At 72.8% G+C, this 13,544-nt stretch carries 13 protein-coding genes; 10 read left to right on the top strand and 3 right to left on the bottom strand.

The window, feature by feature from the left end; all coding sequences use genetic code 11:
• The 8 genes from Q0195_RS00275 to purM all read left to right on the top strand — a co-directional run.
• A partial coding sequence (locus Q0195_RS00275; protein WP_299273012.1) for a Glu/Leu/Phe/Val dehydrogenase dimerization domain-containing protein occupies window positions 1-915 on the top strand: 915 nt, incomplete at its 5' end.
• A 128-nt stretch (window positions 916-1,043) separates the two neighbouring features.
• Complete coding sequence (locus tag Q0195_RS00270) at window positions 1,044-1,757, top strand: copper homeostasis protein CutC (protein WP_299273010.1); 714 nt, start codon at window positions 1,044-1,046, stop codon at window positions 1,755-1,757.
• A gap of 152 nt (window positions 1,758-1,909) precedes the next feature.
• Entirely contained in the window at window positions 1,910-4,138 is a 2,229-nt protein-coding gene (locus Q0195_RS00265; RefSeq protein WP_299273008.1) for a bifunctional UDP-sugar hydrolase/5'-nucleotidase, read from the top strand.
• Between the two features lie 78 nt (window positions 4,139-4,216).
• Window positions 4,217-4,594 carry a sterol carrier family protein gene (locus Q0195_RS00260; RefSeq protein ID WP_299273005.1) on the top strand — a complete coding sequence of 126 codons (378 nt, stop codon included), beginning with the start codon at window positions 4,217-4,219 and terminating at the stop codon, window positions 4,592-4,594.
• Between the two features lie 115 nt (window positions 4,595-4,709).
• Window positions 4,710-5,036, top strand: coding sequence for a hypothetical protein (locus Q0195_RS00255; RefSeq protein ID WP_299273002.1), 327 nt, complete (start codon window positions 4,710-4,712; stop codon window positions 5,034-5,036).
• Window positions 5,037-5,038: 2 nt separating this feature from the next.
• Complete coding sequence (locus Q0195_RS00250) at window positions 5,039-6,478, top strand: RNB domain-containing ribonuclease (RefSeq protein WP_299273000.1); 1,440 nt, start codon at window positions 5,039-5,041, stop codon at window positions 6,476-6,478.
• A gap of 31 nt (window positions 6,479-6,509) precedes the next feature.
• Complete coding sequence (gene purF / locus Q0195_RS00245; RefSeq protein WP_299272997.1) at window positions 6,510-8,036, top strand: amidophosphoribosyltransferase; 1,527 nt, start codon at window positions 6,510-6,512, stop codon at window positions 8,034-8,036.
• Window positions 8,033-9,139, top strand: a complete 1,107-nt coding sequence (gene purM / locus Q0195_RS00240; protein ID WP_299272995.1) for a phosphoribosylformylglycinamidine cyclo-ligase — start codon at window positions 8,033-8,035, stop codon at window positions 9,137-9,139. The genes purF and purM overlap by 4 nt, the downstream gene beginning before the upstream one ends.
• A 73-nt stretch (window positions 9,140-9,212) precedes the next feature.
• On the opposite strand, the gene Q0195_RS00235 is transcribed toward purM, so the two are convergent.
• A complete protein-coding gene (locus tag Q0195_RS00235) occupies window positions 9,213-9,398 on the bottom strand; it encodes a DUF3073 domain-containing protein (RefSeq protein WP_299272992.1) in 186 nt (61 codons plus the stop codon).
• Between the two features lie 295 nt (window positions 9,399-9,693).
• On the opposite strand from Q0195_RS00235, the gene Q0195_RS00230 reads away from it, so the two are divergent.
• On the top strand, window positions 9,694-9,900 hold the full coding sequence (locus Q0195_RS00230; RefSeq protein ID WP_299272990.1) for a BldC family transcriptional regulator: 207 nt from the start codon (window positions 9,694-9,696) through the stop codon (window positions 9,898-9,900).
• 28 nt (window positions 9,901-9,928) lie between these two features.
• On the opposite strand, the gene Q0195_RS00225 is transcribed toward Q0195_RS00230, so the two are convergent.
• Together Q0195_RS00225 and Q0195_RS00220 are read right to left on the bottom strand one after the other, a co-directional pair.
• On the bottom strand, window positions 9,929-10,249 hold the full coding sequence (locus Q0195_RS00225) for a DUF3618 domain-containing protein (protein ID WP_299272987.1): 321 nt from the start codon (window positions 10,247-10,249) through the stop codon (window positions 9,929-9,931).
• A complete protein-coding gene (locus Q0195_RS00220; RefSeq protein ID WP_299272984.1) occupies window positions 10,246-10,674 on the bottom strand; it encodes a phage holin family protein in 429 nt (142 codons plus the stop codon). The genes Q0195_RS00225 and Q0195_RS00220 overlap by 4 nt, the downstream gene beginning before the upstream one ends.
• A 331-nt stretch (window positions 10,675-11,005) precedes the next feature.
• Between Q0195_RS00220 and Q0195_RS00215 the strand changes: the two genes are divergently transcribed.
• A partial coding sequence (locus Q0195_RS00215) for an ExeM/NucH family extracellular endonuclease (RefSeq protein ID WP_299272982.1) occupies window positions 11,006-13,544 on the top strand: 2,539 nt, incomplete at its 3' end.

Raw genomic sequence — 13,544 nt, 5'->3', positions numbered from 1 at the left:
ATGCGGTTCTGCCAGTCGTTCATGACCGAGCTGTACCGCCACCTCGGGGAGTACACCGACGTCCCCGCCGGTGACATCGGCGTGGGGCAGCGCGAGATCGGCTTCCTCTTCGGCCAGTACAAGCGGATCACCAACCGCTACGAGTCCGGCGTGCTCACCGGCAAGGGCATCACCTGGGGCGGCTCGCTCGTGCGCACCGAGGCCACCGGCTACGGCACCGTGCTCTTCGCCAACGAGATGCTCGCCACCCGGGGGGAGAGCTTCGAGGGCCGCCGGGTCACCGTCTCCGGCTCCGGGAACGTGGCCATCTACGCCATCGAGAAGGCCATCCAGCTCGGTGCCACGGTGCTTGCGTTCTCTGACTCCTCCGGCTACGTCGTCGACGAGGCGGGGATCGACCTCGACCTGCTCAAGGACGTCAAGCTCAACCACCGCGGCCGCGCGAAGGACTACGTCGCGCGCCGCCCCGGCTCGCTCCTCGTCACCGACTCCTCCATCTGGAACGTGCCGACGGACGTCGCCCTGCCCTGCGCCACGCAGAACGAGCTCGACCTCAACGACGCGCGGGCGCTGCTGAAGAACGGCGTGCGGGTGGTCGCCGAGGGCGCGAACATGCCCACCACCCCCGACGCGGTGCGCCTGCTGCAGGAGAACGGCGTGCTCTTCGGCCCGGGCAAGGCGGCCAACGCCGGCGGCGTGGCCACCTCGGCACTGGAGATGCAGCAGAACGCCAGCCGCGACTCGTGGAGCTTCGAGTACACCGAGGCCCGGCTCGCCGACATCATGCGCGACATCCACGACCGCTGCGCCGCCACCGCGGAGGAGTACGGACGGCCGGGTGACTACGTCGTGGGGGCGAACATCGCCGGCTTCATCAAGGTGGCCGACGCGATGCTCGCCCAGGGCGTGATCTAGCCACCGCCCTGCGCGGGCGGATGTCCTCCACGAGCTGCCGCGCGAGCGGTGTCGCCAGGCCCGGTGAACCTGTCGCCCGCTGGTGCGCCGGCGCGGCGCCGCGGCGCCGGGTGCGCCATGGTGGGGTGGTGGCCGTGCAGCTCGAGATCGCCGTGCAGGACCCCGCCGGGGCCGCGGTGGCGCGCGCGGCAGGCGCCGACCGGGTCGAGCTGTGCGCCGCCCTCGACCTCGGTGGCCTGACGCCGAGCATCGGCATGGTGGAGGCCGTGGTCGCCACCGGTATCCCGGTCCACGTGCTCGTGCGCCCGCGGCCCGGCGGCTTCCGCTTCTCCGCCACCGAGGTCTCGCTCATGGTCCGCGACATCGAGGCGGTGGTCGACGCCGGGGCGGCCGGCGTCGTGGTCGGCGCGCTCACCGCCGACGGCACCCTGGACCGGTACGCCCTGACGGCCCTGCGGGACGCGGCCGAAGGGCTGGAGGTGACCGTGCACCGGTGCGTCGACGTGCTCGCGGACCCTGCTGCCGCGGTCGTCCCGCTCGCCGAGCTCGGCGTCACCCGGGTGCTCACCTCCGGCGGCGCGCCGACCGCCGCCCGGGGCCTGGACACCCTCGCCCGCATGGTGACCGCCGCCGAGGGCCGGATCGGGGTCATGGCCGGCGGGGGAGTGAGGGCGCAGGACGTCCCGGACCTCGTCGCCACCGGGGTGTCGGCCGTCCACCTGTCCGCGCGCAGACGCCTCGCCGACGCCGGACCCTCCGGCCCCGGGGGCGGTCCGGCAGGCTACGCCGTCACCGACCCGGTGACCGTGGCCGCAGCCGTCGCCGCCGTGCGCCACGGCTGACCGTCCTCGCGGTGTGGCGCCGGCGCGTCGGCGATGCCGTGCCCGGTCTGCGGTTCTCGGGCAGACTCGATCAACGCCTCCTTCCTCCGCCGCCCCCGATGACGATATGGTGACCGGCGTCATACCGACCCCTGCCCCAAGGACGTGGCTCCATGCCCAGACGCTCCCCCTCCACCCGCCCGCGCGCGGCCCTCGCGACCGTCGCGGTCGCCGGCCTCGCCACTCTCGGCCTCGGCGGCCTACCCGCCGGTGCCGTGGTCGACGACGACGGGAACGTCGTCATCGACATCGTCGGCATCAACGACTTCCACGGCCGGATCTCCGAGGTCGACGACCCGATCGGGGACCCCGCGGCCCCGCGCCGGGCCGCCCAGTTGGCCTCCGCCGTCCAGGACGTCCGGGCAGCGAACCCGGACACCGTCTTCGTCGCCGCCGGGGACAGCGTCGGCGGGACGACCTTCGTCTCGATGATCAACGACGACATCCCGACCCTCGAGGTCCTCAACACCATCGGCCTGGACGCCTCCGCGCTCGGCAACCACGAGTTCGACCGGGGCCGCGAGTGGCTCCAGGAGCGCATCGACGCCGGCGACGTCCAGTTCCCCTACCTCGGCGCGAACGTCGAGGTGCCCGAGGGCGAGCCCGAGTTCGCCGACTACTACCTCCACACGCTCGACCCGGACGGGGGCGGGCCGGTCGGGGAGGTGACCGTCGGCTTCGTCGGGATCCTCACCGAGGACATGCCCAGCCTCGTCGCCGCCGGCGGCATCGAGGGGATGGAGTTCACCGACATGACCGAGGCGGCCCTGCGCGTCGCCGACGACCTCACCGACGGTGACGACGCCAACGGCGAGGCCGACATCGTCGTCGTCCTCGCTCACGAGGGCGCCACCAACGCGGCCGGCGTCACCGACACGAGCACCGCCTTCGGCGCCTTCGTCGACGCGCTGGCCGAGAACGGCAACGTCGACGCCGTGTTCTCCGGGCACAGCCACCAGGGATACGCGGTGGACGTCGACGGCATGCCCGTGGTGCAGACCCCGGGCCTGGGCAGCGAGCTGGCCCGCGTCACGCTCACCTTCGACCCGGAGGAGGGTGGGGTCGTCGACGCGGAGATGGACGCGATCGGTCTGGCCGACTACGGGCTGCGGACCGACGACCCGGTGGTCGACGAGGTCACGGCGATCGTCCAGGCGGCCGAGGTGCGCGCCGAGGAGCTCGGCGCCGAGGTCGTCGGCGCCGTGGACCGCGACCTCAACCGTGCCCGCCAGTCCAACGGCGACGAGAACCGCGGCGGGGAGTCGACCATCGGCAACCTCATCGCCGACGCCCAGCTGTGGGCCGCGCAGAACCAGCTGCCGGACAACCCGCCGGTCGTCGCGTTCATGAACCCCGGCGGCATCCGCGCCGACATCGTCGCCGGCGAGGACGGCACCGTGACCTACCGCGACGTCGCCACCACCCAACCCTTCGGCAACACGCTCGTGGCCATGGACCTCACCGGCGCGGACATCGTCCAGGTGCTCGAGGAGCAGTGGCAGCCCGCGGACGCGAGCCGACCGTTCCTCAAGCTCGGCGTCTCCGACACCCTCTACTACTTCTACGACCCGCAGGGGGAGCCGGGGGAGCGGGTCACCGACGTCTTCATCGAGGGCGAGGAGATCGACCCCGCGGCCACGTACCGCGTCGTGACCAACTCGTTCCTCGCCACCGGGACGGGGGACAACTTCTTCGCCTTCGGGGCGGGCACCGCCAAGGCCGACACCGGGCTCATCGACCTCGCGGCCCTGGTCGACTACTTCGCCGCGAACGAGCAGGTTGTGGCACCGCTCGACCAGCGGGCCATCGGGGTCCACTGGAACACCGACCAGACGGCGACGCTCGCTCCGGGTGACGAGATCTCCGTGGACCTGTCCTCGTTGTCCTTCAGCACCGACGAGCCGAAGCCCGAGCAGCTCGCGATCACGCTGGTCGACCCGGAGACCGAGGAGACCATCGACCTCGGAACCGCGGCGGTGGACAACAGCATCGTCGACCTGACCGACGAGGTCGGCCGCGCCCAGGTCCGCGTCACCGTCCCCGAGATCGAGGGCCTCGGCAGCACCGCCGAACGCTGGCGGCTGGAGATCGAGGACGAGGTGACCGGCGTCCTGTGGTTCGACGTCTTCCTCGCGGCCCAGGAGGAGCCGACACCCACGCCCACCGAGGAGCCGACGCCCACGCCCACCGAGGCACCGACCACTCCCGCGCCGACGCCCACCGGCGGCGGCTCGCTGCCGAGCACCGGCGCGGAGACGAACGGCCCGCTGCTCGCGGGTGCCGCGCTCGTCGCCCTCGGCTCGCTGCTCGTCGCGGCGGTCCGACGCCGGAAGGTCGGGTAGTCCGGCACCTTGCTCCACGCGCCCTCCCTCCTCCGCCCGGCAGCGGAGGAGGGAGGGCGCTGTCCTAGCGTGGGGGCCATGGCACGACGACGGATCGACCCGGACGAGGGGATGGCGGCGCTGCGCCGGTGGCACGAGGCGCAGGAGGACGACACGCGGGTGCCCGCCGCGGTGGTGCGCACCGCGGTGCGGTTCACCCTGGAGGAGCTGGCGGCGGTCTCGCCCGGCAACGCCGTCGAGGTGCGGGTGCCGCCCGCGGCCGTGGTGCAGGCCCTGCCCGGGCCGCGGCACACCCGCGGCACGCCCCCGAACGTCGTCGAGACCGACATGGAGACCTGGCTGCGCCTCGCCACGGGCCGGCTCACCTGGGACGAGGCGGTGAGCTCCGGCCGGGCCGGCGCCTCCGGCGTGCGGGCCGACCTGTCCGGCGTGCTCCCGCTCTTCGGCCGCTGGTGACCCGCGGCGACCGAGCGCAGGTGACATCGCCGCGGGCGGGCCGCTCGGACGGGGTGACCACCTGTCACGACCCGGCGATGGGCAGGGACGGCGCGCGGTGACGTAGGTTTGCAGGGTGAGCACGTCGCGCCCAGACCACCCTACCGACCCCGCGCCCGACGAGGCCGCCTCGGCCGGCGACGAGCCGGTCGCACGCGTCGTCGACGCCGCCGACCCGGCCACGGTGCGCCGGGCGCCCCGCTACGGACGCTTCGCCCTGGCCGGGGCGGTGCTCGGCGCGCTGCTCTCCCTGGTCCTCGCGCCGCTCGGGTCCTCCGGGTACAGCCTGCGCGACGTCGTCATCGTCCTCCTCATCGCACTCGGGCCGATCGGCACCTTCGCCGGTCTCGGCGTGGCGCTCCTGCTCGACCGCCGCTCGCTACGCCGCCGCGGACGGGGCTGACCGTGCCGGCGCGCCAGCTGCACCTGCCCGCCCCGCCGGAGCGGGTGGTCGAGGCGCTGGAGCGGCTGCGCGCCGAGCTGGAGATCCCCGTCGCCCATCCCCCGGAGGCGGTCGCCGAGGCGGAGGCCGCCGCGGCACGGCCCCTGCCGGACCTGCCCGACGCGCGCGACCTGCCGCTCGTCACGATCGACCCGCCCGGCGCCCGCGACCTCGACCAGGCCGTCCACATCGAGCCCGACGGCGACCACCTCCTCGTCCACTACGCGATCGCCGACGTCGCGTCCTTCGTCACCCCCGGCGACGCCCTCGACGCCGCGGTGCACGACCGGGGCGTCACCGTCTACGGGCCCACCGGGTCCTACCCGCTCCACCCCGACGTGCTCGGGGCCGGCGCCGCCAGCCTGCTCCCCGGGCAGGACCGGACCGCCTACCTGTGGCGGATCACGCTCGACGCCGACGGCGCGGTCCGCGACGCCGGCGTGACCCGGGCGCTGGTCCGCAGCCGCGCCCAGCTGACCTACGCCCAGGTCCAGCAGGTGGCCGACGGCGGCGGCGACCCGGACGTGCCGGCGGGCCTACCCGCCCTCCTGCGCCGCGTCGGAGAGCTGCGGCTCGCCCAGGAGCGGGCACGCGGCGGTGTCTCCCTGGAGACCCCCGAACAGGAGGTCGTCCCCCTCGACGGCGGGTACGCGCTGCGCTTCCGCGCCACCCTGCCCGTCGAGTCGTGGAACGCCCAGGTCTCCCTGCTCACCGGCATCTGCGCTGCCGACATCATGGTGCGCGCCCGCGCCGGGATCCTGCGCACCCTGCCCCCGGCGGACCCGCGCGACCTCGCCCGGCTGCGGCGCACCGCGCGCGCCCTGAGCATCGACTGGCCCGCGGACGTCACCTACCAGGAGCTGCTGCCCAGGCTCGACTCCGCGGTGCCCGCCCACGCCGCCTTCCTCACCGAGGCGACCACCCTCTTCCGCGGCGCCTCCTACGCCGTGCTCGACGCGGACGACGACGGCCCGGTGCCCGAGCACGCCGCGATCGCTGCACCCTACGCCCACGTCACCGCCCCGCTGCGGCGCCTGGTCGACCGGTACGGCCTGGAGGTGTGTCGGGCCGCCGTCGCAGGTGAGGACATCCCCCGGTGGGTACGGCAGGCGCTGCCGCAGCTCCCGGACACCATGGCGGCGGCCACCCGCCGTGCCGGCAGGTACGAGCGGGGCGCCGTCGACGCGGTCGAGGCGCTCGTCCTCGAGCGTCACGTGGGGGAGGAGTTCGTCGGCGTCGTCGTGGACGTCGACGACGACGGCGACCGGGGCACCGTCCTCATCGCCGACCCCGCCGTCGAGGCCCGGGTCAGCGCGCCCGACCTGCCGCTCGGGCAGGAGGTCCGGGTGCGCCTGGACCATGTCGACGTCCCCGGGCGGACGGTGCGCTTCTCCCGCGCGTGAGCGCCCACCCGGATGTGGGACGATGGCACACGTGCGACGTGGAGACGGACGGCTCAACCACGACCTGCTCCCGGGGGAGGCACTTCCCCAGGACGAGTGCGGAGTGTTCGGGGTCTGGGCACCGGGCGAGGAGGTCGCCCGCCTCACCTACTTCGGGATCTACGCCCTGCAGCACCGCGGCCAGGAGTCGGCCGGGATCGCGACGAGCAACGGCGAGCAGATCCTGGTCTACAAGGACATGGGCCTGGTCTCCCAGGTCTTCGACGACCGCACCCTCTCCGCCCTCCAGGGCCACATCGCCGTCGGGCACGTCCGCTACGCCACCACCGGCAAGAGCGCCTGGGAGAACGCCCAGCCCACCCTGGGCCCGGCCGGCGCCGGCACGGTGGCACTGGGGCACAACGGCAACCTCACCAACACCCGGCGGCTGATGGAGACCGTCCACGAGCGCTCGGGTGCCGACCTCACCGGCGAGCTGGGCCGCGGCAGCTCCACCGACACCGCCGTCATCACCGCCCTGCTCGCCGGCCGCCCCGGGGAGGAGCACACCGAGTCGCTGGAGGAGACGGCACTGGGCGTCCTCCCGCTGCTCCAGGGCGCCTTCTCCCTCGTCTTCATGGACGAGCACGCCCTCTACGCCGCCCGCGACCCGCAGGGCTTCCGGCCGCTGGTCCTGGGGCGGCTGCAGCGCGGCTGGGCGGTCGCCTCGGAGACCGCGGCCCTGGACATCGTCGGCGCCACCTTCGTCCGCGAGGTCGAGCCCGGCGAGCTGCTCGTCGTCGACGAGGCCGGGCTGCGCTCGCGGCGCTTCGCCCCGGCCCGGCCGCGGGGCTGCGTCTTCGAGTACGTCTACCTGGCCCGCCCGGACACCCAGATCGCCGGCCGGTCCGTCAACGCCGCCCGCAACGAGATGGGCCGCGTGCTGGCCCGTGAGCACCCGGTCGACGCCGACCTCGTCATCCCCACCCCGGACTCCGGCACCCCGGCGGCGATCGGCTACGCCCAGGAGTCGGGCCTGCCCTTCGCCCAGGGCCTGGTGAAGAACTCCTACGTGGGACGCACCTTCATCCAGCCGACGGACACGATCCGCCAGCTCGGCATCAAGCTCAAGCTCAACCCGCTGCGCGAGGTCATCGCGGGCAAGCGGCTCGTCGTCGTGGACGACTCCATCGTCCGCGGCAACACCCAGCGGGCGCTGGTGCGGATGCTCCGCGAGGCGGGCGCCGCCGAGATCCACGTGCGGATCTCCTCCCCGCCGGTGAAGTGGCCCTGCTTCTACGGCATCGACTTCGCCACCCGTGCCGAGCTCATCGCCAACGGCATGACCATCGAGGAGATCCGTGCCTCCCTCGGCGCGGACAGCCTCGGCTACATCTCGACCGAGGGGATGATCCAGGCCGCCGGGGTGCCCCGCGAGCGTCTGTGCACCGCGTGCTTCACCGGCGACTACCCCGTCCCCGTCGAGGACGCCCAGGCCGAGGCCGAGCACGGCCACGGCGGCTACCAGATCCTCCCGCCCCGGACGTCGGGGCCCCTGACCATCGCTGGAGCGCAGTGACCACCGAGAACCGCCCCCCGATCAGCTACGCCGCCGCCGGTGTCGACACCGCGGCCGGAGACCGCGCCGTCGAGCTCATGAAGGACGCCCTGCGCGCCACCCACGGGCCGGAGGTGCTCGGCGGCGCCGGCGGCTTCGCCGGACTGTACGACGCCTCCGCGCTGCGTGACTACCGCCGCCCGCTGCTCGCCACGTCGACCGACGGCGTGGGCACCAAGGTCGCCATCGCCCAGGCGATGGACGTCCACGACACCATCGGCCACGACCTCGTCGGCATGGTCGTGGACGACATCGTGGTCGTGGGGGCACGTCCGCTCGTCATGACGGACTACATCGCCTGCGGCAAGGTCGTGCCCGAGCGGATCGCCGACATCGTCCGTGGCATCGCCGAGGCGTGCGCGCTCACCGGCACCGCCCTCGTGGGCGGGGAGACGGCCGAGCACCCCGGCCTGCTCGGGGAGGACGAGTACGACGTCGCCGGTGCCGCCACCGGTGTGGTGGAGGCGGACCGCGTGCTCGGCCCCGACCGGGTGCAGGAGGGTGACGTGCTCGTCGCGCTCGCCTCCTCCGGGCTGCACGCCAACGGCTACTCCCTGGTCCGTCGCGTGCTCGAGGTCAGCGGCTGGACGCTGGAGCGGGAGGTGCCCGAGCTCGGCCGCACCGTCGGTGAGGAGCTGCTCGAGCCCACCCGCCTCTACACCAGGCTCTGCCTCGAGCTCGCGCAGGACGACGGCCTGCACGCGCTCTCGCACGTCACCGGCGGAGGGCTGGCGGCCAACCTGGCCCGGGTGCTGCCCAGCGGCCTCGTCGGCCACGTCGACCGTGGCTCGTGGCAGGTGCCGCCGGTCTTCGACCTCGTGCGCCGGCTCGGCCCGGTGGAGTGGGACGACCTGGAGCAGACGCTCAACCTCGGCGTCGGGATGGTCGCGGTGCTCGCCCCGTCAGCGGCAGCGACGGCGGTGGAGACGGCGCGGGCGGCCGGGATCGCGGCGTGGGAGCTGGGCTCCGTCGCGCGGCTGACCGACACCGACCAGGACGTCGTCACCGGGACGAAGGGGATGCGCGGAGGAGCCGTGCGCATGCACGGCTCCTACCGCGTGTAGAGATCCTCCGCGCAGGGACCGCGCCGGCAGAGCCGGGACGCCGTCGCCCTCGCACCACAGGTGCGTCAGGCGGTCAGCTCGAGCGGCTGAACCAGTCGTCGTCGTCCTCTGCGGAGGGGATCTCGTAGTCGTCGTCGTCCCTGTTTCGGCTCTGCGACGCGAGCTCTCGTTCGAGGGCTCGGTAGTCGGTCGCCGGGCTGTAGTACTTCAGCCGGCGAGCGACCTTCGTCTGCTTGGCCTTCTGACGGCCGCGCCCCATGGCGTCGACCCCCTCCAACGTAGAAGCGGGGCAGGCACTGGTGAAATCAGTGCGGCCCCGGTGCTGTGGTCATGGTTCGTGGCTCCAACGGTACATGGTTTCGTGGCGGTTCGACCATCTCGGCCGCGTGCCGCGGCTCACGTCGGGCCGAATTCTGGCCTCGGCGGGTCCCGGTGGCGTGGGACTATCGTCCAGGTTTCGCCCGTTTCGGGCGGGTTAGCGTCGAGGTCAAAGCGCACGTGGGGCGCAGGCCCCACCCCCGAGGCGCGTTGCCACGACCGGACCGAGGTGCACCATGGAAGAGAAGTCTCGCGACGACACCCTGCTCACGCCCGGTGAGGTGGCAGCACGGTTCCGGGTGGACCCCAAGACGGTCACCCGCTGGGCGAACGCCGGCAAGCTGACCGCCGTGCGCACCCTGGGCGGGCACCGACGCTACCGGCGCAGCGAGGTCGAGGAGCTGCTGCAGGCCAGCGGGCTGGCGGAACGCCCGGAGAACTGACCGACCCGGCCGGGCGGGGGCGGCCGGGTCAGCGGTTGCGGCGGGCCGCGAGCGTCACGAGGAGCGCGACGCCGGCGGCGGCACCACCGATGATGCCGATCGCCTTGGGGTCGCCGTCCTTGGCGTCGTCCAGGAGGGCCTGGGTCTTGACCTGCGCGCTGCGGGCCGCCTGCCGGCCGGACTCGGCGGCGCGGTCGAGCGCCGCCTTGAGGTTGGCCTTCGTCTCCTGGAGCTGGACGCGCGGGTCGAGGCGCGTGCTCAGCTCGTCCACCGACCGGGCGAGCTCCTCCCGGGTGCGGGCGAGGTCCGCCTGGATCTGCTCCGGTGTGCGCTTCTCCTGGCCACTCATGACCTGAGCCCCTTCTTCACGGCGTCGATGTCGGCCTTGAGGTTGGCCTTCGCCTCCTCGGCAGAGGGCGCCTCGCCGGACTGCAGCAGCTTCTTGCCGACCAGGGCGAAGATCCCCGCGATGACGAGGAGGACGACGCCGATGACGATGGCGGACAGCCAGGCGGGCAGCGCCTCGGCCAGCCCGAGCACGGCCGCGGCGATGAACACCGCGAGGGCGAAGAACCCGAGGAGCGCCGCGACGGCGAACATCGCCGCCCCCGCCCCGACCTTCTTCGCCTTCTCGGCGGCCTTGATCTGGATGAGCTCGAGCTCGCCGCGCAGGATGCGCGCGAACTGGTCGGAGATCCGTGCCACGAGCTCCCCGACGGTGGGGCGCCCTGGTGCCTCGTCGCCCACCCTGGGCTGGGGTCCCGCTGTGCTCACGCGTCTCCCTCTTCTCCGCGCCGTGGCGCCGTCGTGGTGCTCATGCAGCCCCCATGATCGCCGTCATCGGTGCCGGGTGCACATCGTTCCACCGAAAGCCCCGCCAGGTCGGCCCTGCCGAGGTTGCCAGATGTCGGCTTCCCGGTGAATTGTCCGTGTCTCGCTGGGTGAGACTTTGACGGGGCAGTGGCTTGTGCCACATGATGAAACCGCTTGACCCTCCATGGTGCGCCCGACGAAGCGCGTACCACGTCATGGACCGGCGAGAGCCGGAGAAGGAGAAGAAGTGTCCCGATTCCCCCGTGGGTCCACCTATCGCAGACGAGGAGGTGTGGCCGCGGTCGGAGTCGCCTCCCTGCTTCTCGCCCCGATCGTCGCTGTCACGCCTGCCGCGGCTGACGAGCCGGACGGACCGAACGTCGTCATCAACGAGCTGTACGCACGCGGCGGCAGCGCCAACCAGCCGTACACCAACAAGTTCGTCGAGCTGTACAACCCGACCGACGAGCCCGTCTCGCTGGAGGGCTTGAGTCTGCAGTACCAGTCGGCGACCGGGACAGGGGCGCGAGTCACGGCGCTCACCGGATCGGTCCCGCCCGGGGGCTACTACCTCATCGGTGGCAGCTCGAACGGCGGCACCGGGGACGCCCTGCCGGCCCCCGACGTGTCCGACACCGGGCTCGACCTGCAGGGTTCGAACGGGACGGTTGCGCTCATCGAGAGCGCCGAGTCGATCGCGCTGCCGACCGGGGATGTGACCCAGGCGGGCGATGAGCGGATCATCGACCTCGTCGGCTACGGGACGAGCAACACGTGGGAGGGTTCCGGCACGGCTGAGACGTCGGGTGGGAACCGCACTCCGCAGGCCATCACCCGCACCGACGGAGTCGACACCGACGACAACCGTGCCGACTTCACGATCACCGCCACCCCCACGCCGGTGAACTCCGCCGGTGAGACGGGCGGCGGCGGCGAGGAGCCGGAGCCCGAGCCGGGTGAGGTCGTCCCGATCGCCGAGATCCAGGGCACGGGTGAGGAGACCCCGTTCGACGGCCGGACCGTCACCACCCGCGGCGTCGTCACCGGGGTCTACCCCGAGGGCGGCTTCAACGGTGCCTTCATCCAGACCCCCGGCACGGGCGCGGACCTGGAGGACCACGACGCCTCCCACGGCATCTTCGTCTTCGGCGGCGGCAGCGGTCTCGCGGCCGGCGTCGAGATCGGCGACTACGTCGAGGTGACCGGCACCGCCGGTGAGTACTTCGGGCTCACCCAGATCCAGGCCGCGGTCTATCGGGTGCTCGACGAGGAGGTCGAGGCCCCGGTCCCGGCCGCGATCGAGCTGCCCGCCGTCGCCGAGCGGGAGCCCTTCGAGGGCATGCTCATCGCCCCGCAGGGCGAGTTCACCGTCACGGACACGTACCACACCAACCGTTTCGGCTGGGTGGGCCTGGCCGCCGGTGACGAGCCGCTGCGCCAGCCGACCGACGTCGTCCGCCCCCGCGGGGTGGACGCCGCGGCCTACGACGCCTTCGTCGCCGCGAACGCGGACCGCGAGATCCGGATGGACGACGGCTCCAGCCACGACTGGACCAACTTCGGCTTCGAGGACCACAGGACGCCGGTCGCCTACCTCGACCCGGAGAACCCGGTCCGTACGGGCGCGCCGGTGGAGTTCGAGGGGCCGGTCATCCTCGACTTCCGCCGCACGGTCGCCAACCAGGACTCCACCTGGGCCTTCCAGCCGCAGACCCGCCTCACCGGCGCCAACGCGGCCGAGGTCCAGCCGATCAGCTGGGAGAACACCCGGCCCGAGGCTCCGGCCGAGGTCGGTGGCGACGTCACGCTGGCGACCTTCAACGTGCTGAACTACTTCACCAGCCTCGGTGAGCACGAGGCCGGCTGCGGGTACTACGGCGACCGCGAGGGCAATCCGACGACGGCGCGCAACTGCGACGTCCGCGGCGCCTACGACGAGGCCAACCTCGCCCGCCAGACGGAGAAGATCGTCACCGCGATCAACGCGCTGGACGCCGACGTCGTCGCGCTCCAGGAGATCGAGAACTCCATCAGCTTCGTCGAGGGCAACGCCCCGGCCGACCGCGACCACGCCCTGTCCGACCTCGTCGACGCGCTCAACGCGGACGCCGGGGAGGGCACCTGGGCCTACGTCGAGTCGCCGGAGGAGGTCCCGGCGGACGAGGACGTCATCCGCAACGCCTTCATCTACCGCACGGAGACCGTCCGGCCCGAGGGCGAGACGACGATCCTCATCGGGAACACCGCCTTCGCCAACGCCCGGGAGCCGATGGCCCAGGAGTTCGCACTCCTCGGCGCGGACGGCGAGGTGGACCAGGACGCCGACACGTTCGTCGTCATCAACAACCACTTCAAGTCCAAGGGGTCGGGCAGCGGCGAGAACGCCGACCAGGGCGACGGCCAGGGCGCCTCGAACGCCGACCGTGTCCGGCAGGCCACGGCCCTCGTCGAGTTCGCCGACGACGTCGCCGAGACCGCCGGCACCGACCTCGTCTTCCTCGTGGGTGACTTCAACTCCTACACCCAGGAGGACCCGATGCAGGTCTTCTACGGGGCGGACTACACCAACATCGCCCAGACGCTGACGGAGAAGTCGACCTACTCCTTCGACTCCCGGGTCGGCTCCCTCGACCACGTCCTCGGCAGCCCGGCGGCCACCGACGCGGTCACGGGTGCGGACATCTGGAACATCAACGCCTACGAGTCCATCGCCTTCGAGTACAGCCGGTACAACTACAACGTCACCGACTTCCACGACGCCTCGCCGTACCGGTCCAGCGACCACGACCCGATCCTCGTCGGGATCGACCTGGTCGACGCGGCGGACCCGG

Origin of the sequence: uncultured Georgenia sp. (assembly GCF_937958535.1) — a bacterium.
Taxonomy (GTDB): Bacteria; Actinomycetota; Actinomycetes; order Actinomycetales; family Actinomycetaceae; genus Oceanitalea.
Note: the sequence above shows the minus strand (reverse complement) of the source record. Positions and strands in the feature narration are given on the sequence as shown.

Excerpts from the sequence above, each read along its gene's own strand:
- Q0195_RS00225 (WP_299272987.1), bottom strand. The coding sequence starts at position 10,249 with ATGAGTGGCCAGGAGAAGCGCACACCGGAGCAGATCCAGGCGGACCTC.
- Q0195_RS00265 (WP_299273008.1), top strand. The coding sequence starts at position 1,910 with ATGCCCAGACGCTCCCCCTCCACCCGCCCGCGCGCGGCCCTCGCGACC.
- Q0195_RS00230 (WP_299272990.1), top strand. The coding sequence starts at position 9,694 with ATGGAAGAGAAGTCTCGCGACGACACCCTGCTCACGCCCGGTGAGGTG.
- Q0195_RS00260 (WP_299273005.1), top strand. The coding sequence starts at position 4,217 with ATGGCACGACGACGGATCGACCCGGACGAGGGGATGGCGGCGCTGCGC.
- Q0195_RS00235 (WP_299272992.1), bottom strand. The coding sequence starts at position 9,398 with ATGGGGCGCGGCCGTCAGAAGGCCAAGCAGACGAAGGTCGCTCGCCGG.